24 protein-coding genes and 1 other RNA gene are annotated in these 22,234 nt (G+C 61.1%); 9 read left to right on the top strand and 16 right to left on the bottom strand.

What is annotated here, in order from left to right; all coding sequences use genetic code 11:
• The first annotated feature begins 80 nt into the window (after window positions 1–80).
• A complete protein-coding gene (gene hemL / locus FGL94_RS13095) occupies window positions 81–1,418 on the top strand; it encodes a glutamate-1-semialdehyde 2,1-aminomutase (protein ID WP_144926012.1) in 1,338 nt (445 codons plus the stop codon).
• An 83-nt stretch (window positions 1,419–1,501) separates the two neighbouring features.
• On the opposite strand, the gene FGL94_RS13090 is transcribed toward hemL, so the two are convergent.
• The 5 genes from FGL94_RS13090 to FGL94_RS13075 form a co-directional block, all read right to left on the bottom strand.
• Window positions 1,502–1,711 carry a hypothetical protein gene (locus tag FGL94_RS13090; RefSeq protein WP_144926009.1) on the bottom strand — a complete coding sequence of 70 codons (210 nt, stop codon included), beginning with the start codon at window positions 1,709–1,711 and terminating at the stop codon, window positions 1,502–1,504.
• Window positions 1,712–1,722: 11 nt separating this feature from the next.
• Window positions 1,723–2,688 carry a phytoene/squalene synthase family protein gene (locus tag FGL94_RS13085; protein ID WP_144926006.1) on the bottom strand — a complete coding sequence of 322 codons (966 nt, stop codon included), beginning with the start codon at window positions 2,686–2,688 and terminating at the stop codon, window positions 1,723–1,725.
• Window positions 2,689–2,896: 208 nt separating this feature from the next.
• A complete protein-coding gene (locus FGL94_RS18385; protein ID WP_186313412.1) occupies window positions 2,897–3,061 on the bottom strand; it encodes an HVO_2523 family zinc finger protein in 165 nt (54 codons plus the stop codon).
• 58 nt (window positions 3,062–3,119) lie between these two features.
• Entirely contained in the window at window positions 3,120–3,707 is a 588-nt protein-coding gene (locus FGL94_RS13080; RefSeq protein WP_144926003.1) for a hypothetical protein, read from the bottom strand.
• A 453-nt stretch (window positions 3,708–4,160) separates the two neighbouring features.
• Window positions 4,161–4,739 carry a cysteine hydrolase family protein gene (locus tag FGL94_RS13075; RefSeq protein ID WP_144926000.1) on the bottom strand — a complete coding sequence of 193 codons (579 nt, stop codon included), beginning with the start codon at window positions 4,737–4,739 and terminating at the stop codon, window positions 4,161–4,163.
• A 109-nt stretch (window positions 4,740–4,848) separates the two neighbouring features.
• Between FGL94_RS13075 and FGL94_RS13070 the strand changes: the two genes are divergently transcribed.
• Together FGL94_RS13070 and FGL94_RS13065 are read left to right on the top strand one after the other, a co-directional pair.
• On the top strand, window positions 4,849–6,618 hold the full coding sequence (locus FGL94_RS13070; RefSeq protein WP_144925997.1) for an Hvo_1808 family surface protein: 1,770 nt from the start codon (window positions 4,849–4,851) through the stop codon (window positions 6,616–6,618).
• Window positions 6,619–6,716: 98 nt separating this feature from the next.
• Entirely contained in the window at window positions 6,717–7,877 is a 1,161-nt protein-coding gene (locus tag FGL94_RS13065) for a nicotinate phosphoribosyltransferase (protein ID WP_144925994.1), read from the top strand.
• A 31-nt stretch (window positions 7,878–7,908) separates the two neighbouring features.
• Here FGL94_RS13065 and FGL94_RS13060 read toward each other — a convergent pair whose 3' ends face one another.
• The gene (locus FGL94_RS13060; RefSeq protein WP_144925991.1) at window positions 7,909–8,511 is read right to left on the bottom strand and encodes a TIGR00296 family protein; all 603 of its coding nucleotides are present in this window, start codon (window positions 8,509–8,511) and stop codon (window positions 7,909–7,911) included.
• A 163-nt stretch (window positions 8,512–8,674) separates the two neighbouring features.
• On the opposite strand from FGL94_RS13060, the gene rnpB reads away from it, so the two are divergent.
• Window positions 8,675–8,987, top strand: an RNA gene (rnpB, locus tag FGL94_RS13055) — RNase P RNA component.
• Window positions 8,988–9,191: 204 nt separating this feature from the next.
• On the opposite strand, the gene FGL94_RS13050 is transcribed toward rnpB, so the two are convergent.
• From FGL94_RS13050 to FGL94_RS13040, 3 genes are all read right to left on the bottom strand, one after another.
• Window positions 9,192–10,127, bottom strand: coding sequence for a CPBP family intramembrane glutamic endopeptidase (locus tag FGL94_RS13050; RefSeq protein ID WP_144925988.1), 936 nt, complete (start codon window positions 10,125–10,127; stop codon window positions 9,192–9,194).
• A 90-nt stretch (window positions 10,128–10,217) separates the two neighbouring features.
• Entirely contained in the window at window positions 10,218–10,763 is a 546-nt protein-coding gene (locus FGL94_RS13045; RefSeq protein WP_144925985.1) for an NUDIX hydrolase, read from the bottom strand.
• Between the two features lie 81 nt (window positions 10,764–10,844).
• Window positions 10,845–12,317, bottom strand: coding sequence for a Y-family DNA polymerase (locus tag FGL94_RS13040; RefSeq protein WP_394348597.1), 1,473 nt, complete (start codon window positions 12,315–12,317; stop codon window positions 10,845–10,847).
• Here FGL94_RS13040 and FGL94_RS13035 point away from each other — a divergent pair.
• A complete protein-coding gene (locus tag FGL94_RS13035) occupies window positions 12,316–13,368 on the top strand; it encodes a tyrosine-type recombinase/integrase (protein WP_144925982.1) in 1,053 nt (350 codons plus the stop codon). The two genes, FGL94_RS13040 and FGL94_RS13035, sit on opposite strands and share 2 nt — an antisense overlap.
• A 135-nt stretch (window positions 13,369–13,503) precedes the next feature.
• On the opposite strand, the gene FGL94_RS13030 is transcribed toward FGL94_RS13035, so the two are convergent.
• Both FGL94_RS13030 and FGL94_RS13025 read right to left on the bottom strand, forming a co-directional pair.
• The gene (locus FGL94_RS13030) at window positions 13,504–14,202 is read right to left on the bottom strand and encodes a hypothetical protein (RefSeq protein WP_144925979.1); all 699 of its coding nucleotides are present in this window, start codon (window positions 14,200–14,202) and stop codon (window positions 13,504–13,506) included.
• Between the two features lie 73 nt (window positions 14,203–14,275).
• Window positions 14,276–14,587, bottom strand: coding sequence for a hypothetical protein (locus FGL94_RS13025; RefSeq protein ID WP_241659174.1), 312 nt, complete (start codon window positions 14,585–14,587; stop codon window positions 14,276–14,278).
• A gap of 291 nt (window positions 14,588–14,878) precedes the next feature.
• On the opposite strand from FGL94_RS13025, the gene FGL94_RS13020 reads away from it, so the two are divergent.
• Window positions 14,879–15,784: a hypothetical protein gene (locus FGL94_RS13020; protein WP_144925973.1), complete on the top strand. Its 906-nt coding sequence runs from the start codon at window positions 14,879–14,881 to the stop codon at window positions 15,782–15,784.
• A gap of 1,386 nt (window positions 15,785–17,170) precedes the next feature.
• Here FGL94_RS13020 and FGL94_RS18380 read toward each other — a convergent pair.
• The 3 genes from FGL94_RS18380 to FGL94_RS13015 all read right to left on the bottom strand — a co-directional run bounded on the left by FGL94_RS18380 (window position 17,171) and on the right by FGL94_RS13015 (window position 18,214).
• Window positions 17,171–17,329 carry a hypothetical protein gene (locus FGL94_RS18380; protein WP_186313411.1) on the bottom strand — a complete coding sequence of 53 codons (159 nt, stop codon included), beginning with the start codon at window positions 17,327–17,329 and terminating at the stop codon, window positions 17,171–17,173.
• On the bottom strand, window positions 17,322–17,483 hold the full coding sequence (locus FGL94_RS18375) for a hypothetical protein (protein ID WP_186313410.1): 162 nt from the start codon (window positions 17,481–17,483) through the stop codon (window positions 17,322–17,324). The genes FGL94_RS18380 and FGL94_RS18375 overlap by 8 nt, the downstream gene beginning before the upstream one ends.
• Window positions 17,484–17,590: 107 nt before the next feature.
• Window positions 17,591–18,214: a hypothetical protein gene (locus FGL94_RS13015; protein ID WP_144925970.1), complete on the bottom strand. Its 624-nt coding sequence runs from the start codon at window positions 18,212–18,214 to the stop codon at window positions 17,591–17,593.
• A gap of 390 nt (window positions 18,215–18,604) precedes the next feature.
• Here FGL94_RS13015 and FGL94_RS13010 point away from each other — a divergent pair, with 390 nt between their 5' ends.
• Window positions 18,605–18,844, top strand: a complete 240-nt coding sequence (locus FGL94_RS13010) for a hypothetical protein (RefSeq protein WP_144925967.1) — start codon at window positions 18,605–18,607, stop codon at window positions 18,842–18,844.
• A 192-nt stretch (window positions 18,845–19,036) separates the two neighbouring features.
• Here FGL94_RS13010 and FGL94_RS13005 read toward each other — a convergent pair whose 3' ends face one another.
• Window positions 19,037–19,279, bottom strand: coding sequence for a hypothetical protein (locus tag FGL94_RS13005; RefSeq protein WP_206664922.1), 243 nt, complete (start codon window positions 19,277–19,279; stop codon window positions 19,037–19,039).
• Between the two features lie 931 nt (window positions 19,280–20,210).
• Here FGL94_RS13005 and FGL94_RS13000 point away from each other — a divergent pair.
• The gene (locus FGL94_RS13000; RefSeq protein WP_144925961.1) at window positions 20,211–20,573 is read left to right on the top strand and encodes a hypothetical protein; all 363 of its coding nucleotides are present in this window, start codon (window positions 20,211–20,213) and stop codon (window positions 20,571–20,573) included.
• Between the two features lie 95 nt (window positions 20,574–20,668).
• Here FGL94_RS13000 and FGL94_RS12995 read toward each other — a convergent pair whose 3' ends face one another.
• A complete protein-coding gene (locus FGL94_RS12995) occupies window positions 20,669–21,211 on the bottom strand; it encodes a hypothetical protein (protein ID WP_144925958.1) in 543 nt (180 codons plus the stop codon).
• Window positions 21,212–21,723: 512 nt separating this feature from the next.
• On the opposite strand from FGL94_RS12995, the gene FGL94_RS12990 reads away from it, so the two are divergent.
• On the top strand, window positions 21,724–22,152 hold the full coding sequence (locus tag FGL94_RS12990) for a hypothetical protein (RefSeq protein ID WP_144925955.1): 429 nt from the start codon (window positions 21,724–21,726) through the stop codon (window positions 22,150–22,152).
• The last annotated feature ends 82 nt before the right edge of the window (window positions 22,153–22,234 follow it).

Genomic DNA, 22,234 nt, shown 5'->3' with positions numbered 1-22,234 from the left:
CCGGCGCTTTTTCTGCGACGCCACGCTCCTCGTCGCCCGGTTCGGCAACAACTTTCACGCTGCCGACCGAACGACGGGCCATGAACCACGAGCGCTCTCGCGGGCTGTACGACCGCGCGCTGTCGGTCATGCCCGGCGGCGTCAACTCCTCCGTCCGGGCGACGATGCCGCATCCGTTCTTCATCGAGCGCGGCGACGGCGGTCACGTGATCGACGCCGACGGCAACCGCTACGTCGACTGGGTGATGGGGTACGGGCCGCTCCTGTACGGCCACGACCTCCCGGAGCCGGTCGAGGCGGCGATCCAGTCGCACGCGTCGGCGGGCCCGATGTACGGCGCGCCCACCGAGGTCGAGGTCGAGCACGCGGAGTTCGTGGCGCGACACGTCCCGAGCGTGGAGTCGATCCGGTTCGTCAACTCCGGGACGGAGGCGACCGTCTCGGCGGTGCGGCTCGCCCGCGGTCACACCGGCCGCGACAAGATCGTCGTCATGCAGGGCGGCTACCACGGGGCACAGGAGTCGACGCTCGTGGAGGGGTCGGCCGACGACCCGCACCCCTCGACGAAGGGGATCCCGGAGGAGTTCGCGCGGCACACCCTCCCGATCCCGTTCAACGACCCGCAGGCCGCCAAAGAGGTGTTCGCCGAGCACGGAGACGACATCGCGGCGGTCCTCGTCGAGCCGATCCTCGCGAATACGGGCATCGTGACGCCGATCGACGGCTACCACGAGACGCTCCGAGACCTGTGTGACGACCACGGGTCGCTGCTGATCTTCGACGAGGTGATCACGGGGTTCCGCGTGGGCGGGCTCGGCTGCGCGCAGTCGAAGTTCGGCGTCACGCCGGACGTGACGACGTTCGGCAAGATCGTCGGCGGCGGCTTCCCGGTCGGCGCCATCGGGGGACAAGCGGAGATCATCGAGGAGTTCACGCCCGCGGGCGACGTGTTCCAGTCCGGCACGTTCTCCGGCCACCCGGTGACGATGGCGGCCGGGAAGGCCGGGCTGGAGTACGCCGCCGAGAACGACGTGTACGAGCACGTAAACCGCCTCGGGCGGAAGCTCCGCGAGGGGATCGCCGAGATCTGCGCGGAGCGCGCGCCCGAGTACACCGTCGTCGGCACCGACTCGATGTTCAAGACGATCTTCACGCGGGACGCGCCTGACGACCCCGACGCCTGCTGTCCCGGCGGCTGTCGGCAGGACCCCGACTGCGACCGCTACGACGGCTGTCCGAAGAACGGCGCCGACGTCGCCCGCGCCGCCACCGACCGGTGGGAGCGCGTGTTCTGGCAAGAGATGAAAGACCGGGGGGTGTTCCTCACCGCCAACCAGTTCGAGTGCCAGTTCACCTCCTACGCGCACACGGAGGCGGACGTCGAGGAGACGCTGGCGGCGTACCGGGAAGCGATCTGACCGATAACGCGGGGACGCGAATCGGCGGTAGTGACGGCGAGCGGGTCACAGTCGTCAAACAGACAACTTTCGACAGGGGCGGATTACTCCAACCGACGGATTCCGGTCACGTCCAGCGTCGCGAGCGCGACCAGTCCGACCAACAGCGCGGCGGCGGCGAAGAGGATCGGCGCCGACAGCGCGACGGCGACCTCGTAGGGCGCGATCAGCCGAGTCGTGCCGCGGACGACGAACGACAGGAACACCAGCCCGAACGCGGCGAGCGCGAGGCCGACGAACCGAGACCTGTTCACGACGCCTCCGGTCAGTCGGACTGTGCGATTCCCGGCCCGTGCGGCCCGCGTTCGCGGTGTTCGTGGGCGGAACCGAAGCCGCCGCACACCTCGTAGAACACCGCCTCGGGGTCCTTGTTCCACTGCCACTTCCAGCGGGTCCGGACGAGCAGCGAGATCTTGCGGACGAACGACAGCTCCGGCGTGGTCGACACCGTGTCGTACCGCAGATTCCGGACCAATCGGTGGTGATCCGCGTACAGCACCGCCGCGAGCAACACCGCGAGCTGGCAGTCCTCCGGGAGGTACTTGATCCCGGCGACGCCCTCCTCGTAGAGCCGCTCGGTCCGGACGAGCTCCTCACGGATCGCGGCCGCCACGTTGTCGTCGAACTCCAGGTTCAGGATCTGCTCCTCGCTCACGCCGTGCCGCCGGAGGGTCTCCAGCGGGAGGTACACCCGATCGCGCTCGACCACGTCCTCGCGCACGTCCCGGATGAAGTTCGTCATCTGGAACGCCTCGCCGAGCTTCGTCGCGTGAGGGAGCGCCTTCGCCTCGGCCTCCTCGTCGAGCTCCATGATCGCCGTCATCATCCGGCCGACGGCGGCCGCGGAGCCGTCCATGTACGACTCCAGCTCGTCGTAGGTCTCGTACCGGTCCGTGTCGATGTCGCTCGCCATCGCGTCGACGAACGCGTGCACGTCCTCGTCCGGGATGTCGTGCTCGTCGCACACCGCGGCGAACGCCTCCAACACCGGGTCGTCGGTCTCTCTCTCGCCCAACGCGGCCCGGCGGAGCCGATCGAGTTCCGCCCGCTGTTCGTCCGGCGGCGCGGTGTCCTCGGCGTCGACGACCTCGTCGGCGATCCGGAAGAAGCCGTACAGCACGTACGTCGGGTGGCGGATCCGCTTCGGAAGCAGCCGGGTCGCGACGTGGAACGTCTTCCCGGTCCGACGCTGGATCTGCTTCCCCCGGGCAACCTGCGTTTTCTCTACCATGCTGACCTCTGACAGTCGGCAAGGAGTATCGAAAGCGGGTCGCCGATCATAACATACGGGTCGGCCTGCAAGAACATAACAGTTCGCACAGTACGGTTCGGTCTCCGGTAGGTGGGCTCACGGGTCGTCGGCGGTCGGGTTCACGGGTCGTCGGCGGTCGGGTTCACGGGTCGTCGGCGGTCGGGTTCACGGGTCGCGATCACCGGCGTCAGTAGAACGTGTCCGAGCAGTCGTAGACGACGCCGTGCTCCGGGCAGACGTACTTGCAGTGGCGGTGGTACATCGGGGTCTCACAGAGGGGACAGGGCCGCCCGCCGGAGCCGGTCGTCGCCGCCCCCTCACCGCCGCCCGTTCCCTCCTCGGCGTCGCTCATACTGGCTCGAACGGGCGCAGCCGGGATAACCGCTGTCCTCGGCGGAGCGGCGTGTCGGTCAGGCGTCCGCCAGCGAGTCGTACACCGACTCCGCGACCGACGCCTCGCCGAACGGGAGCGTCAGCACGCCGCCCCACTCCTCGTCGGTCAGCGCGGAGACCGTCGCGTCGTCCAGTTCGACCCGCCTGACCTCGGTCCCGTCGAGCGTCATCGACACCACGAACCCCTCCGGGTCGTCCGTCGCGCCGGCGTCCTCCAGCCCCGTCCGTAACGCGTCGATCCCGGCGTCGCCGAGCAAGACGTACACGAGGTGTTCGTCGCCCTCGGTGATCACGCCCTGAACGCGGTCCAGGTCGCCGGCGTCGAAGAGCCGCCGCTCGCCGTCGCCGTCGCGGAGCAGCCGCGCCTCGAACGAGGCCTCGGGATCGACCGCGACCGATCCGGACTCTCCGTTTTCGTCGTCCCCGGCCGTGTCATCGGTCGCGTCCCCGCCGATCGCGTCCCCGTCGAGCGCGTCTTCGTCGCCCCCGGTTCCACCGGCGATCGCGTCGCCGTCCGTCACCGAGGTGGCACCGGCGAACCCGACGCCCCCGACAGCGAGCGCCGCTCCGACCCCGCCGAGCATGCCGCGTCGAGAGAGTTCCATACGCGACGGTCCCCGTCGGCGGTAAAAAGGGTTACACGCCGATTCACGCGGCTGATAACGGGATCGGGACGTTTGACGGGACCGTCTCGGAGCCGGCTCAGTCTCTATCCCCCTTTGAAACGGCTGGTTCCTGAAGCGGACTTCCCGATCGATGGCGGGAGCGGGAGACGTAGATCGTTTCGGTGTTGTTCACACGTGAACGAGTGGTGTCGCTGTCGGGCGTTTATACGTGATCGACGGCGCTTCGATGACGACTTCCACAGCCCCAGCCGCGAGGACTCGACGGACTCGCTTGCGGTCGGCGGCAACGCCGCCGGCGACGCCACCGCCTCGTTTATTTATAAGCGATCCTCGCTGTCGCTCGTCACCGTTTACAAATCGCTGCCACCGAACTGCGACGCTCACTCCCGCCATCGATCGTCCCCGGATCTTCCGTCGGCGCGGGTTTCGCCCTCAGGCCCCCCCGAACGCGATCGACTCGCGCGTCGCCGTCTCGCCGAACAGCCAGTCGGCGTGATCGACCGCGTACTCGCGGTGGTCCTCGGTGATGTACCCGAGCGCGTCCTCGACGACGACGGGACGGTAGTCGCGGAGGCCGGCGCTGCCGGCGGTGTGGAGCACGCAGACGTTCGCGAGCGTTCCACAGATCAGCAGGTCGTCGATCCCGTGCGCGTCGAGGTACCCTTCCAGATCCGTCCGATAAAAGGCGTCGTACGTGTGCTTCTCGACGACGTGGTCCTCGTCGCGCACGTCGAGGTCACCGACGAGCTCGGCGTCCCACGACCCCTCGACGACGTGTTCGCCCCACCGATCGAACTCGTCGTAGTAGTGGGTGTCGTCGAACTGCTCGGGCGGGTGTACGTCCCGGGTGTACACGACGCTCGCGCCGGCGTCGCGGGCGCGGTCGACGAGGGCCGTCACCGGCTCGACGGCCGCCTCGCTCGGCTCGGCGTAGAGGCTCCCGTCGGGGTGACAGAACCCGTTCTGCATGTCGACGACGATCACCGCGGTCTCGGTCGGATCGTACGGCATGCTCGGGGATTGGGCGCCCGGGCTCAAAAATCACCGTCGCCTCTCGCGGCCTGGCGTCGCCATCGCTCACACCGACAAACTACTTATCGGGCCGGCCGTAATCGAACCTATGCGACGGGTTCTCACCCTCTCCGTTATCGCCGCCGCGATAGCCTTCCTCTCGATCGGCGCCGGCGGGACCGTCGCCGCCGCGGGGCCGGCGGCCGCGATCCCGGGAGACGCCCCGACCAGCGCGACCGCCGCCGAGTGCGGCGTCGGTGACGGGACCGACCTCGTCGGCTGCTGGAACGGGACCCACTACGAGGACGACCTCGGCTTCAATCAGACCGACGGGCTGACCGAGTCGGAGCTGGAGGAGCTGACCCACCTGACGATGGCCCGCGTCGAGCACGTCCGCGAGCGCCCCTTCCGCGAGGACGTGCCGGTCGAGACCGTCACCCGCACCGAGTTCATGAACGACTCCGAGGGCGGAGGCGCTGGCGGCTCTGACGCCGCGTTCCAGCGCTGGAACGATCAGGTGTGGAAGGCGCTGTTCGTCGTCGGCGAGGACGAGAACGCCTCAGACGCGATCGACAGCGTCTACGGCGGCGCGGTCACCGGGTTCTACTCGCCGGCGGAGGACCGGATCGTCCTCGTCGTATCGGAGGGCGAGGACCCGCAGATCGATCCGTCCACGCTGGCCCACGAGCTGGCACACGCGATGCAGGACCAGTACCACGACCTCACCCGGCCCCGTTACGTCGGCGCCACGCAGGACGCCGACCTCGCGACCGACGGGATCGTCGAGGGTGAGGCGGTCCACATCGAGGAGCTGTACGACGCGCGCTGCGCCGCCAACTGGACCTGTCTCGCCGCGCCCGACTCCGGCGGTGGCGGCGGTGGGACGACGCCCGACTACAACTTCGGAATTCTCCAGACCGTGCTGCAGCCGTACTCCGACGGCGCGCTCTACGCCGAGGAGCTCGTCGACGAGGAGGGGTGGAGCGCCGTCAACGAGACGATGAACGAGCCGCCGAACGCGACCTCGGAGGTGATCCACCGCGAGCCCGACTACGAGACCAGCGAGGTCGACTTCGAGGACGCGGCCACCGGCGGGTGGGAGACGTACCCGGACCAAGGGGTCAACGGCTCGGACACCGCCGGCGAGGCGTCGATGTTCGTCATGTTCTGGTACCAGAGCTACGAGTACCGACACGCGGTGTTGGACCCGGACGCGACGGTTCGGGAGAACGTCCGGATCCACACCCGGCCCGACGAGCAGCTCCGGACACGTCCGAACTACAACTACGCCTCCGAGTCGACCGACGGGTGGGCGGGCGACGAGCTGTATCCCTATCGAAACGGCGGGAACGGGAGTGAGATGAACGCCCCCGGCGACGACGCGAACGCGACCGACGGCGAGGACGGATACGTCTGGGTGACCGAGTGGCAGACGGCCGCGGACGCGAGGGATTTCCACGAGACGTATCTGCGGATGCTGACCGCCCACGGCGACGACGAGTACACCGACGGCGAGGTGTACGATATCGCGGACGGCGACTTCCGCGGGGCATACGGCGTCGAGCGCAACGGGACCACGGTGACGATCGCGCACGGCCCGGAGCCCGCCGACGTGCTCGAACTCCGGCCCGACTCCGGCCTCGCCCGCCCCTCGGCCGACGACGGCGACGACGCGGACGGGAGTGACGGCGAGGACGGCGAGGTCGGAGACGGGACCGACGACGGGGACGGCACCGACGGCGGAAGCGGCACCGACGGCGACGGCTCCGCCGGCCCCGACGCCGACACCGGCGACGGCGTGCCGGGGTTCGGCGTCCCGGTCGCGCTCGCCGGCCTGCTCGCGGCAGTGGCCTTCTTCGCGCGCCGCGTGCGGCGCTGACGGTCCCGCTCGGCGGTGATCGGTCCCACCGTTCGCCCGGAGGCGACCGCCCGCTCGACCCGGGTGGCTTTTCCTCCCCGGCGGCCGAACCGCCGGGTATGACCGATTTCGACATCGTCGACGCGGCCGCGATCCGTGAGGGCCGTGCGACCGACGCGTACTTCGAGCGGACCGAGACCGCCTTGGAACACGCGAGCCGGAACCCCCGCGTCGTCGCCGAGGTCACCGCCGACCAGTTCCCCGACGGCGACTTCGAGCTGTTCGCCGGGCTGAAGGACGCCGTCGCGCTGTTGGAGGGCCGCGACATCGACGTCCACGCGATCCCGGAGGGGCGCCTGTTCGACGGCGGACCGGTGATGCGGATCGAGGGGCCGTACCTCGCGTTCGCGCGGCTGGAGACCTCCCTCCTCGGCTTCCTCTCGCACGCCTCCGGGATCGCGACCGCCGCGCTCGACTGCCGGGTCGCGGCGCCGGACTCGTCTGTGCTCTCCTTCGGCGCGCGCCACGTCCACCCGTCGATGACGGCCGTGGTCGAGCGCTCGGCGCTCGCGGCCGGTCTCGACGGCTTCTCGCACGTCGCCGCCGGCGACCTCATCGGTCGGGAGGCGTCGGGGACGATGCCGCACGCGCTCTCGATCTGCTTCGGCCGGGGCGAGCAGGAGGCGGCGTGGCGCGCCTTCGACGAGGCGGTCGACGAGTCGGTGCCGCGGATCGCCCTCTGTGACACCTACTCCGACGAGGTCGACGAGGTGTTGCGCGCGGCCGAGGCGCTCGGCGACCGGCTCGACGGGGTCCGCCTCGACACCACCGGCTCGCGCCGCGGCGACTTCAGACACATCGTTCGGGAGGTGCAGTGGGAGCTGGACGCTCGCGGGCACGGGGACGTCGACGTGTACGTCTCCGGCGGGCTCGGTCCCGACGACCTCCGCGGGCTCCGCGACGTCGTCGACGGCTTCGGCGTGGGCGGCTACGTCTCGAACGCCGACCCGGTCGACTTCGCGCTCGACCTCGTCGAGGTCGAGGGCGAGCCGGCCGCCAAGCGCGGCAAGCTCTCCGGCGCGAAGGACGTGTATCGCACCGCGGACGGCGCTCACGCCGTCGGGCTGGCGGACCGCTCGGCTCCCGACGGCGCCGAGTCGCTCATGGAGCCGGTGATCCGCGACGGCGAGGTGGTCGCCGACGACGCGTTCGACCTCGCGGCCGCGACGGAGCGCGCGCTCGCGGACGCGGATGCGGTGGGGTACGGGGCGGGCGAGTAGGGAACGGAAAAGGGCGAGTCGCTTCCGGCGACTACAGCTCCTCGACCGCACCGCCGTCGGCGCGCTCTCGGAACACCTGTCCCTCGATGAGCGTCACCATCGTCTCGTCGTCTTCCCACGCGTTCGGGGCGATCTTGGCCTTCCGGCAGGCGCGCGAGAGGAACTCGGCACCTGACCACCCGTTCTCGACGGGGACCGTCGGGTAGAGCCAGCCGTGCGAGTTGCCGCCGTCGACGGCGACGCCGTGGGTGCCGATCTCCAGGTCGGCGAGGGGGTCGTTGGTGAGCACCGTGTTCGAGACGACGAACACGGAGACGGTGATGTTGTCGAGTTCCTTGGGCTCGACCTCGGAGCCGCACGAGTCGCCGGAGGCGGCCTTGATGGCGGCCTCGACGATGGCGTGACCGAGCTGATCGGAGGTCTCCCACGCGCCGGCGCAGCCGCGGAGCCGACCGCGTCCCCTCGTGGACTCCAGCCGGACGAACGCCCCGGTGCGGGCGTAGAACGCCTCGCGCATGCTGCCGGGTTGTTCTCGCTGTCCGTGTCGGACGAACGACTCGACCGCTTCCCGCGCGAGTTCGACCGCTCGTGCACCGTCGTCGTACGACAGCTGAACGGTCTGAGCCTCGGACATGATAGTCCCTTACGTTGCTGACGCCTTGAACGCTTCCCTTGCGAACCCGGCCGCTCGCACCCGCTCGCCGGGGGGATCGGCGCGGCGAGCGATCGGGCCGGTAACCCGATCGTATCCTCGGCGACCGAACCCCTTATTCGCGGCCGTCGGTTAGACGCGATCGGACAGAGGGAGCCCGACTCCCGTGCCTCTGGCATGAGGAAAGTCCCCCCACCGGCCGGACAGGCGACCGGGCACACGCCCGGAGTCGGAGACGGCTGGCTCTGGAACAGCAACGACACCCCCCGCCCCGACCGATGATCCGCGCGAACCGACCCGTAAGGGAAGGGAGTTAACCCGGTGAGACTCGACGGGCGGGAACGGATGGAACGGCGAATCCTCGCCGGTGCAAGTCCGCGCCACAAGGTAGTCCGGCCACGGCGCGGACGCTCAGCCGAATGTCGGGACGAACCGAAGGGGGCTTACTCCCCTCAGTCCGCCTCTACTCGTTAGCGAGCGGTGTTTCTGTCGATTATTTATAAGTCGTGCTCCCGCTGCTCGCTCCCTTCGGTCGCTCGCGGGACCGCAGCCTCACGCCTCCCCAGCCTCGCGGCTCGCTCATTTATAAACAACGGAAGACGGGTTAGAGGAGACGCCGATCGCGGACCGGGCTTCCGCGTTTGACACCGACCCTTAGCCTCCTACAGCCCGAGAAGCGCCGCGCCCGCCTGTCCCGCGCCCTCCACCTCTGGACCGTACGTGATGACGATGTAGCCGATCGTCAGGAGGAGGCTGTTGTACAGCCCGTGCATCACGGCGACGACGACGAGGTTCTCCGTGTACTCGTACACCGCACCGAAGATCAGGCTCGGGACGAACAGGATGCTGATCGTCGTCAGCATCGCGCCCACGCCGCCGCTCAGCGAGACGACGTGAGCGGGCGCGAACACGGCCGCCGCGAGGAGGATGGCGGGGACCGCGGAGAGGGTTTCCCGCGCGCGGCTCTGGATGACGCCGCGGAACAGGAGCTCCTCGCACGGGCCCACGACGAGCAGCATGGCCGCGATCATGACCGGGATGATCGACGGATTCTCCAGGGTCATCTGGGCGCCCTGGTTCTGGGCCGGCTCCGTCCCGACCAGCAACACGAGCGAGCTGACGGTCAGCGCCGTGACGAGCACGAGCACCGGGCCGATCACGGCGATCACGGACTCGACGACGCTCGGCCGCCGGACGCCGAGGTACGCCACGACATCCTCGCGGTTCAGGCCTCGCCACCGCAGGTATCCGAGGCTGACGCCGACGAACGCGACGACCTGGCCGACGACGAACGGCGCGACGAACGAGCCGAGAAGCGACGGCTGCCGGCCGGTGAGCGTCGCGGCGACGAAGACGACGCCCCCGACGACCGTGGTGACGGCGAGGAGGCCGAGGATGCCCGCGATGCCCAGACCGAAAGCGACGCCGATCGTCCGCAGGGTGGAGCCTCCGTCCTCCTCGCCGGACGGATCGGCGGTGTCGACCATCGCGCGGGCGTCGCCGGGCTCGCCGCCGTCGCTGGCCGCGGCGTCCGCCGGGTCGTCCCGCTCTCGCCCGCGATCACCGGAGCCGGTGTCGACCTCGGAGGGATCGCTCATTGACCTCCGTACGAACCGATCGCTGAAAGGCCTGTCCGTCATCCCCGAAGCCGCCGGACCCCGGCGGCCGTCGCCGATCTCGCCCCCCGCTCACCGGTGCAGGAGTTCGTACCACAGGACGGCGGTCACGGTTCGCCCGTCGCGGAGCCCCTCGTCGACGACCGCTTCGAGCAGGTCGTCGTACGGGACCGTCTCGACCGCGATCGACTCGTTGTGGTCGAGGTCCCGCTCGGCGGTGGGTTCGCAGCCGGTCGCGAGGAAGTGGTGGTGGACCGAGTCCGCGATCCCGTTCGTCGGCTCGACCGCGGTGAGACGCTCGAAGGAGTCGGCCTCGTACCCGGTCTCCTCGGCGAGTTCGCGGGCGGCGGCGCGTTCGAGGTCGTCGGCGTCCTCCGGCTCCACCGACCCCGCGGGGAGCCCGCGGTTGACCCGGCCGACCGCCTGCCGCCACTCGTCGATGACGACCGCGTCGCCGTCGGGGGTGAGGGGGAGCACCACGACCGCCGGCGCCTCGTCGACGTAGTGGTACCCGTCGGTCTCGCCGTCCGGGAAGCGCACCTCGTCGCGGCGCACGTCGAAGCCGGGACAGCGGTAGTCGATGTCGGTGTCGAGCGTCTCCCACGCCAGATCGTCCATGCGTCGGGGTCGACGCTCGGGCACCTAAATCCCCGCACTCGGCCCCGGCGCGCGGACGGCCGGTCGGCCTCCGAGAGCCCGCTACGACCAGTCGCCGAGCGACGCCTGCCCGTCGCCGGCCTCGCCCGTCCGCCGGTCTCCGGTCTCGCCCGTCTCGCTCCCGTTCTCGGTACTCGGCTCGTCGCCCACCCAGTCGGTGAGCTTCCCGCCGTCGCCGTCGGTGGCGGCCGATCGGGGCTCCGTCTCGTGGTCGCGAGTACGGTCGCGTTCACCGGCCCCGCCCCCGCCTCCCGCGTCGAAGCCGCCGAGCGTCGCCTGGTCGCTCTCGGCGAAGTCGAGCTTCGAGACGCGCACCCCCAGCTTGCGGACCCGGTCGTCGGCGAACTCGTCGAGGAGGTCAAGCGCCACCGACTCCACGAGGTCGGGGTCGTCGACGGGTCCCGGGAGGCTCCGGGCGCGGGTGTTCACCTCGTAGGGGGGTTCGACCGCCTTTATCCCGATGGTGCGGTACAGACATCCCCGCTCGCGGGCGCGGCGGGCCACGTCGGCGGCCAGCGCGCGCACCGTCTCCCGTTTCCGCTCCTCGTCGGCCGTCGCCGACAGCGACGACTCCCGCGAGAGGCTCTTGGGGAGCCCCGTGGGCGTCACCTCCCGGTCGTCCTCGCCCCGCGCCCGCCGGTACAGCTCCCGGCCGCGGTCGCCCAGCTCCTCGCCGAGTCGGTCGGGGTCGGCGGCGGCGAGGTCTCCCGCGGTCTCGATCCCCAGATCCGCCAGCGTCCGCTCCGTCACCGGGCCGACGCCGTGGATCTCTGCGGTCGGCAGCGACGCGAGGAAGGGCTCGACCTCGCCCGGCGGCACGACGACCAGCCCGTCCGGCTTGTCGGCGTCGCTGGCGACCTTCGCGGTCGACATGTTCGGCGCGACGCCGACGCTCGCGGGCACGCCCGCCTCGCGCTCGATGCGCTCCTTGACGTGCCGGGCGTACCCCTCCGCCAGCGTCCGGGTCTCCGCGGGGCCGGCCGCGGAGCTCTCTCCGCCCGCGGCGTCCCACGCGGTCCGGTCGGTCACGTCGAGGTACGCCTCGTCGACGCTCACCTCGCGGAGCACGTCGGCGCAGTCGCGGAGGACGGCCTTCACGTCGCTCGCGACTTCCTTATAAAAGTCGAGGTCGACGGGGAGGTACCGGCCCGCCTCCTCGGGGTCGGGCGCGTCCGGGTCGTCGGGGTCGGCGTTCGCCCGCCGCGGGAGCAGGTCGAGGGCCTCCGAGATCGGCATCGCGCTCTCGACGCCGAACGCGCGGGCCTCGTAGCTCGCGGTCGCGACCGCGCCGATCGTCTCCCCGGCCTCGTACCCCATGCCGACGACGATCGGCTCGCCCGCCAGCTCGGGGCGTCGCAGGCGCTCGCAGGAGGCGTAAAAGCAGTCCATGTCGACGTGGAACACGACGCGGTCGCTCTCCGCGTCGTGCGTCTCGTGCGCATCCGTGTCGGCGTACGCACCCAACGTGTCCCTGTCTCCCCCTTCGTCGCCCATCGGGTGTTCGTGAACAACCATGCCCACGAATACACTCGAACCTATCGGCCCGCGAGATGCGTACGAACTCTACCTCGCGGACTGTGAGGGAGAACTATCACCAAACACTGTCGAAGCGAAGAAGTACCGCCTCGGTTTCTTCGTCCGATGGTCCGAGGGCAAAGACAACGATGGGGAAGCCCGCATTATCAACCTGAATCGATTGAGTGGTCGGGATCTACTCCGTTACAAGAATTGGCGACAAGACAGGATCAACACGGTCACACTCAAGACGCAGTTGTCGGAACTGCGTGAATTTCTCCGCTTCTGTGTCTCGATCGACGCTGTCGAGGAAACGTTACCCGAGAAGGTCACGGTTCCGTCGCTCGAACCAGGGGAAAACGTTCGTGAGACGTTCATGGACCCTGATGAGGCGACGACGATACTCCAGTATCTTGAACAGTATCACTACGCCTCGTTGGATCACGTCTTGATGTTGTTACTGTGGCAGACGGGGGCTCGCGTTGCAGGGATCCACAGTCTCGACATTGGGGACATCGACACGGATGAGGAAACGCTCGCCTTACGTCATCGTCCCGATCAGGGAACGCGACTCAAGAACGGGGAAGAAGGGGAACGAATCGTTGCTGTCCCCGCGGAGACGATCGCCGTCGTTGAGGACTTCATTGACGCAAAGCGCCCGTCCGTTACTGACGAGTACGGACGGGAGCCCCTGCTTGCGACGACGAACGGACGGATACACAAGCGACACCTCTCGAAACACGTCTACAAGTGGAGCTGCCCCTGTCAGTACAACCAGCCATGCCCCGCGGACAAGGATCCGATGGAGTGTGAATATACTGGCGGATACGATAGTTCGGTGGAGTGTCCACACAACACCCGTCCCCATGATATTCGCCGCGGGGCGATTACCCACTGGCTGAAACGAGATGTTCCCGACCGCGCGATAAGTGATCGGATGAACGTCTCCGTTGCCACCTTAGATCGTCACTACGACGCCCGTTCGGAGGAAGAACGTGCGGAACAGCGACGCCAGTATCTTTCAGACGTACAAGCAACTGACAGGGAATAATCTACTCGTCCAGTCCCTATTTTTGGGCTCTGTTGAAATCCTCACCCACTGATAGTTAGGAGATTATGCTGAATACAGAGTACGAATCTTGTAAGTACGATCACGCTGAACCCGTCGGTCACTGGATACCCATCGTCAGTGGAAGCAGTTTGTACTGACTTGCTCGTCATCCACGGTTCGAGCGTACTGCTCCCAAACACTCTGTGGCGTCACTTGGTTATCTATATTCTCGACTAGGGTTCTGAGTGAATAGTCCTCATCTCTGGTCTCTGTGATTCGCTTGGCGTGCCTCTCGAAGAGATACTTAACTTCATCATATTGGTCAGTATCTCTCGCAACCGTATGCTCACAGTTGCCATTAGAACACGAGAAGACCTTTGTCGGCTGTGCCTCAGAACCATAACTTGGATTCTGTCGTTGCTCCTGCATAGACGGTACTTGTGTTCTATCGACTAACCCTGTCTGGCACTTCGGACAGATTGGCTTATACGGTACTTCGATATTCTCAACCTCACCTCTATTGAGATGGGCCGTACCTTTCCACACTACCCCGCTTTTTTGAATACAACCTTCGATAGCGTCTAACTCTCGTAGATGTACATCCACCTCTGCATCTTCGAGAAGTCCAGTACCTCCGATGAATTTGAGGATGTACCAGAGGATGTAGAGTACGAAGACAATGGTGAAGACAGTTCCAATCGACCCGCTGAAAATAGAGGGAATCCAAGAAGTGAGGCTAGACGTGTCCGAGATGTCGAGGTTGAGATAGACAAGGATGAACGTACCAACCGTACCAAGAATAGCGACAAAGAGTTCAATATCGTCTTTGTCCATCAAATTAAGTTAATCAGTCTGGTTTTATGTAACTGCTGGACCCACAAATTTCTATATTTATTTTGAGAGCAGTTCAGAACGAGGAACTGTGAATCTTGATTCGTAGAGCGACCGCCCCGACCACTGCCCCACCATATAAAAGCCAATCCAACAAGCCAATAAACTCTGTTCGAGACAACATCGGCAACGCAAGAAACACCCCGATCACGAAGCCTGCAAGATACCCAAACGACCAGTACCTCGACGCATCCACCGTCATCACGATACTCACAATAGAGAGAACGATGAGTCCCGAGAACAATCCAGACGGAAGATAGCCTTGCTCGACCAGCATCGGGACAACCTCCCCAACAAGAACTGCAACAATCAGCGCCCCGATGACCATCGAGACGCCTCGTTCATACCCGTGTCCTATCCCAGGCATATCATCAGTATGTCCTGAACGTTACAAATAGAGTGTTTCGGAAGTACTAACAAAAACACAGGCTGGCGATTGTCCCCTACTCGCGTACCCTACGGACAACACTCGTGAGAACAATCCTAACGGCCACACACTTCATGTTTTGAGGAGATCAGTTATCGGTCTAATTCTGGGATTATACTTGATCCACGTGTTGTTGAGGCTCATTCTCGTATCCACCCTCAAATTTACACTAATGGAAATCAGCCAACCATTATGTACATAATACCATCTTATCTCCGCGCAATCACCGAATTGAATAACGGACTTGAGTCATTTCCTGACGACCGAGCTGCAGGCGTGGATGAAATCGTCTGTGAGTCCGCTGCATTAGATTTTAAGCAACAGGATGAGGTCCCGATGTGGCGATACGAGGAGGCTCTCCAAGGCAAGACAGAGATCAAACACGGTAGAAAGGTCAAAACGCCGTACGAAGTCGATCATCCAGACAGACACTGGTGGATTTCGTCAAACGGCCTACTGGAAAATATTGACCCTCCACTGAGAGAACACGCGGATATCTTCAACCTACTATTGTCAATAAATCTGTGTATGGATGTGCCTGTTTCGTTCTCCCAGAGTCCTGGACAAATTAGAGGCGGGGCATCTCAACTCCGAGATGGTGCCATAGATACATTCACCGACTTGTCTAGGGGGAGCACCCCTCTTGCGATAGCAACGATGGGAGAAATTCCACAAACGGCTCACGTATCAGCCGATCTTGAACAGGTCTATGAAATGGTCCGTTCATTCAGATCAAATCCGATCGGGTCTGACGAGGATATGGACATCAGGATTGCGCTTCATATGTACGAAGATGCTCTGACTTCCTCAATATGGACACTTTGGTCGAATCTTTTCTTTGTCTGCGAGAAGGTTCTGTGCTCTGGAAGACGAACCAAGCCAGCAGCACGTATTGTTGAAGTAACAGACATGGATGACGAACAGGCACAGAACTGGAAAGAGATTGTAAACCGAATAAAACACCCTGACAAAGGGAATGTCTCTGGCTTCCTAGAACAGCAAGAGATCGAAGTACCAAGTCCATGGTATGCGCGTCAAACTGCTAATACTGTGTTGAAACACTCGATGAGAGAACGATTTGAGAACTTCAGTGAGTGATGAGGATGTTGTTGGTTTCCCTAGTGAAACAGCTATCCACGATCTAACCTAATCATCGAATCTATTAGTATAATCCCTAATCCTAAGAAATCATATGATTTATCAGCCACGCATACGCGCCCCATTGGTTCAACTTTCCCCCTAGTACGGTAATGCCCCCTAGTCTGACCCCCCTATCAGAATCTCCTGCGGGATAGGGATAGTTCGGTCATCGACAGCATCGGATGACAGAGGAAACCCGTGATCCCGGGAAACAGCGCGAGCGGGCGCGCCTGTCTCAACGCAGATTCGCCGAAGGCGCTTACTCTCACCCCGTGATACACCTGTATTTCGAGTCGAAATGTGTGATTCAAGCCGACCACAAGAACACAACGACGGAAGCCGTCTCAATCGAGCTGTCGTCGAGGACGTTAAGATAGCCGTGAGACACATTTTATATAGACTCGATCCCTGAGAGGATGTATCTCATTCCGCTACCTTCTGAGTATCCTCAAGTTGGCAGTAACGTTCCATATCTGACTACTCACATCGATCTCACCCCGAAGGGAACGACGGGAAAATCAGTCTGAATTGGGAACATCTGTGAGACGGTCGACTAAGCCAGTTATCTCGCAGACTCACTCAGAATGGTGTAACGGCCATTCTGTGGGGTTTCTGATTCGGAATGATGGAAAACACTTTGAACCGATTAAGATCTGGTGGAAAGGCAGTAACAGTTGCCTGAATAGGACTAGCGACTACATGAGGGGTCACCCTGAAAGCCACAGAACAATCCGCCCTGTGTGTGGGTTGTTCACAAGGAGGGGCGCACTTACTAGAAGATCCGATTTGGAGAAAGAGTGGTGTTTAGCAGATGGGTTCAGTCGGTCCCTTGTACCCCACTCAGTCGGGTTAGTTACTCACTACGTTCGTAACGTAACCCTCCTTCGGGGGTACTGCGGTCCCTCCTTCACCGCATACTGCTGTAGGGAGATCCCCTACAGGATTGTCGTGGGAGGGATGTCGATAGTGGGAATAACTGTGTCGTCGGAGAATTTCGTACCATCGGAATATCTCGTACTGAGAGAGTCGATCAGGAACCACGGCATAAAATTAGTACTTTTAGACATACTACATGGTTGCGAGATGCATTTTGATGATAGCGAGCAAGCCGCTTATGAAGCCTGTCAGGATCTCGGAGTCGTGACGACGAAGGGGGAAGCTCGACGGCGGTGGGAGAGAGACGAATAGGCCGATATATACGTATTCTTATTGTTTACGTTGATCTGATATGTTTTGATCTGTCGGGCTATCACCAGATTATATTACTGAGAGGTATGCCACTAGTGCTTGTTCGGGAGAAGTCGTAAGATCGGCGTATCGTCGGGATGGGGGTTATACCCATAGTCAGTCATTGGAGTATTCGTCATCAATTGGTTCGACTGACACGCCTAGGGTTTCCTCCACGGCAATCGAACTGAGCTCCCGTCTGACAATCCATTCGATACCACTTGCATCGAGATCGCTGTCGGCCCTGAACACGATCCGTACAACTTTATCAGTCATCGTCGTCACCGTGGGTTGACTCACTTGACGATGCATTGTCATCGAGTTGAACAAGCATCTCAGCGATTGGTGCGAGTGGATTATCTGACTCACTCAATCCTTCGGCGGCGGCTCGTTGTTCGTCCGTCAATTCGTAACTGGCCTTGTCTTCCATACCCGTATCGAGAGCGTCAATCAGTTATCAGTTATGCCCCCACTCAGTGGTAATGTTGCCACAGACAAGTGGTAGATACGAGCGAAGGATATGGAACAGAATGACACTCAGTTGTCTGTATCCACTCCAAGAAGGGTTCTGAATTGATTTTCTAGGTCTTGTTTTAGTTCTGGGACTTCTTCTTTAGACACCTTCTCCCATATCTCAGTCCATCTGTCCAGATCCTTAGGTTGATGACGACCGCTTTCATAGGGCTTGAATATCCTAAATTCGGCGAATATGCTACTCATTTCTTCCTGTAATTCTTCTACGGTTTTACAGACATCTGGCGGGAAGTAGATTTTATTTTTCTTATAGAATTTGATGAATTCGGTTCCAGATTCAGCCGCTTCCTTAACTAATTCATCTCTTGGTGGATCACTTTTCATCCCCACAATATCAGTTGCTTTCTTCATGTCTTCTTCAAAAATAACAAATCGCTCGTACAGCTCTGCTGTGATTTGCGCCCTTTCAGTGTGTAACTCAGAGAATTGTAGTTTATCTTTCTCAAGCTCCGTCTGATATCGCTGTAATTCCTTATCGATCTCCGATTGGTATTTGGTCAGCTCTTTATCGAAATACTGTGATATGGCGTTTTTCGCGACCCAACCAACCACTGTCGCACCAATAGCGAATACTCCCAATTCCTCAATAACAAAGATCACTGCACCTACAATGCTATCAACGGCCATATCGCCATTCGAGCACGATTGGTCATTTATTTTGTGTTGATAAGTGTTCAGACCAATCTTTGAGCATAGCGTCCGTACAGCAGGAAGTGATTAGGGGCGTTCTGACACTTCGAGAGGTCGATATCAGAACTACTCGTCAGTTATCTTCGTCACCGTGTGTTGAGTCGCTCTCTGACGCTTCGTCTAACTGAATGAGTACATCACAGAGATCCGCGGCTGGATAATCTGTTTCTCGCAACCGTTCTGCGCGTGTCTCTGCGTCCAGATCAAGACTCGGCTTGTCTCTCATGTCTGTGCTAGTGAGTCACAACCACATATTACCACTGCGTCCTTCTCGTCGATATTATTGACTCAAATACATTTTTGAAATCGGATTGGAAAACGACAGATATGGATTCAGAAGCGGAGCACGTCCCGTGGCTCGGCTACGGTCTCGTATGGACTATTGGCTCAATGGTATTCTCGCTGCTGTGGTGGGTGATTCTCCTGATGATAAGCTCCCCAACAGGCGGCGGTGGTCTGCTTCTCGTAGGGGGAGTGATAAACGCCCTCGTCGTCGGATTGTTCCTGTTCTACGTACTCAGTGACCTATTGATCGTCTCTGTCGACGACGATGTACTGACAGGGTGATCAGGGGCCGTTCCGTATCCCATCTCATAGTCGTCTATCGGATCGTTGTCCGACGGCTCCTCACCTGTCTGTACGTCTTTCACAGTGGACTGTGTATCGATCTTCGAGGGGACGACGGACATTGAGACCGACAGTGTCGCCCGCGGAACGTTGTAAATGACATTTTAGAAGGAAGCCACTATCAATATTTCATTAAGAGGCGTATTTTATTTCTTGATGTGGCCGTTCTTCTTCCTCATCGTCGATTTCCTCGTTATCACCCCAATCGAGAATTTTTCGCAAAATACGGAGGGACACTATGACGAAAATATAGTATAAAAATGATGTACCAAATCCAGAGACGATCCCTCCACTCATACCTGCGTATGAGATCATACCTGCTGTTGTTCCGATTAGCATGTCCCGAAAAACCGTCCAATCCGTAGGTTGACTCACATATCCATTCTTTACTGAATCGGTGGTAACTATTGGGTTCAACGAGAGATAATCAGATAGTGGTATCTCAGCGGACCGAGTCGTTCTGTGCAGGATGCACCGAGTGATTCTTGTCCGCAGGAAGTCCCTATAATGGCCTAGAAGGGTGACGAAAAATCCGTGATTGGGGAGGACCTCCACCCCGTTTTCACACTGCGGATCTCTCGCTAATTGACCCCGTGGGGAGTCGGGTAGTGTTAGGAACCTCTCTGTTTGGGTGCCCACTTTCTGGGAGGGCTCTGTTGAAATCCTACTATTCAGATATATTATCAGCCGACACAGCTGATCGCTGAAAAGTGCTTACTTATTGATTGAGGATAGAGATCGGAGGACGGTCACCTCGTCAACGTCAAAGTCGTTTCTACTGTTTAGATTGGTCAACCTTGGAACCCCAGAGGTATAGAATCGATACCTCCCTCCCTGTCTTCCTTCCACGACAAACGTGTCATCATTGACGCTTGTAACGGGTTGAGGGCTGGTCCTTCCATTCCACAGCAAGTAGTCTCCTTCTTGTACTTCCTGTAGTCTCTCTTTGATTCTGTTCTTAGCCATTCCCTCAACAAATCAAATCCCAGGATGATATTTCTACCTCCTGTATTGATCGCAACCAAGACAGTGTGTCACCTGCGGAGGGTTTCAACAGAGCTTCTGGGAGTTAGCGTATCTGCGTCATCCGCCGATTCGGGGTGGTACGAGTGGGTAGCACTCGTTTCTACATATATCAACAACACACGAGGCGTTAAGCCTCACGACGAAGCAGACGACGCACAGATCGACGACAACCATGCTGAGAGCGATGTAGAGACGCCGTCGTCGACGACGGAACCAATCCACTTGCCGACGAGATCGCCGTCGTCGCCCCGTACGCGGCGGACACAAGTGGGGTGGGTCAATGAACGAACGCAACTGGAACGACGTGAGTATGCCGACGGACGCAGAGCTGTCGACGATCCCGATCCCGTCCGACGACGCCGTCCGTACTGTTGCCCGTAACGTCCGCAGTCTCACCGTCGACGACGAACGTGTTTCAGTCAACACCCACGGACTCATCCGTCCCGCGGGGGCGGTCTTACACAGTCTCTTGTTCGATCCCGATCCGTTCCACCCCGAGATAGTTAACGGGAAAATCGTCTTTACCGTGACAAAGCCTCTTGATATCGAGGATCACGGTGATGCGTGTATTCGAGCCACGGTGAAGGGGGACGCCGATACCCACAAGGTAGAGTCGGTCAACGTGACCGCAGAATTAGCGTAACGGGGAAACTACCCCGCGGACCGTCTATTTCTTCGCCGACGGCGACGGAAGATCCTGTCCGCGAATATCGACCCGTCGTTCCCATTCGGACGTTCTCACAGGAACGGGAACAGGTACTCTTGTTCCACGAGATGGTATGGCCGATCCTCGTATCTAAACGTGGGTGCGTTGGCGACAAAATCCCGTGGGGCGTATCCGATGAGGCGGATGTCTGTCTCACCGACACGGGACGCAAGCGCGTAGTAGTCAGCGTCCAACGGACTGTAGCCGTCGACGGTGAGATCGGGATCCGATCGACGACGCCCCACGGTCTTCACGTCGATCGTCGCCCCACGGTAGCGTAAGTCGACTCCGCCGTCCCCTCCGTCAGTGTAGACCTCCACGTCAAGCCGATCGCCGATACCGAGACGCTTTGCGACCCCGTCCTCCCCAAGCAGACCTGTGAGGTGGTCATCTGTCGTTCCCGACCACGTATCGGCGATCCGTCTTGCGTGTTCCGTTAGTGGGTACACTCGTTCTTCAGGAATGTGTACTGTCGGACGATCGGCGATCGGTACATCTGCCGCCGAGATAAGCGGTGTTGGTGCGGGTTCCGTCTTCGGCGATTCGGTCGTCTTATCGGTGTGCTCGTTGCTCATGGATGTCTCTCTTGGACCCACCGTTTCACCGAAGGACTCAGGATGATCGCCGATATACGGCTACTTGAGCCTGCGGCGTTCACCACGGTGGCCGTGGGTGCTTGATGGGTGCTTGCTTTCCACAGGCCGCACCCATCTCATTCAACGAACGAGAGAGATACCTCTACCGAGTGTGTAAGTCGCCTCTACTGCCGAGACGAGCCTTCTACCCCTCGTTCGCAACTTAACCGATGCCTTCCAACATAAAAAGCATCGGGGTGCCACCCCCAAAGAGAATATTACAATAATAATTAGTTTGGATATTATGGGTTCTGATATTCTAAGTGAAAAAACATCGGCTATTCGGGCTTCAAATTAAATATCAGGTGCATGACTGCTGGGTCACCATCGGCTAACATATACAAAATGTATTAGACAAAATGTATATTTCCTTGGCGTGATGTGTATATAACGTTCACAGATGCCAGCCAACCTGCGGTATATGTATCCCACAAAAGCTGGGTCAGTTCTCTATGACTGACGAAACACAGATAGCGAACTATGGTGATTATGTTTCGGTGTACCGCTCAGAATCGGCTCCTGGACAGAGAGCGCCTGATAATGAGACTGGATCTTCGGAGGAGGCCCCACAGAAGGTTCGCTACTGGGTTGATACTCCAAAAAATCACTATGTATTCACAAATGAGGAACTGGTCCCAGCTGACCGAACGCGTCGGAGAGCATTAGCATGGGCCGCGATCACCTCGGAAACAGGTTGTCGAGATGATGAAGCAGACCGAGGATATGTGCCTGTGAACATTGGTGCTCACGGGAAACCATACATCGCTGCTTATCTGTTCGCCATTCACGATCAGTCAATTGAGCAGATAGCTCAAGAGATGGATCTAACAAACAGTACAATCTCACAATACGTATCCGATATTGTAAGCGGTCGCCGATGATACTCACAGACGCTGATTTGTTACAGTTACCCGCGGAACGGACATAACAACTGTCGCTTAGACGGCTCTATTCTTTCCTCAA

Source organism: Halorubrum salsamenti (genome assembly GCF_007671685.1).
In the GTDB taxonomy this organism is placed as follows: domain Archaea; phylum Halobacteriota; class Halobacteria; order Halobacteriales; family Haloferacaceae; genus Halorubrum; species Halorubrum salsamenti.
Note: the sequence above shows the minus strand (reverse complement) of the source record. Positions and strands in the feature narration are given on the sequence as shown.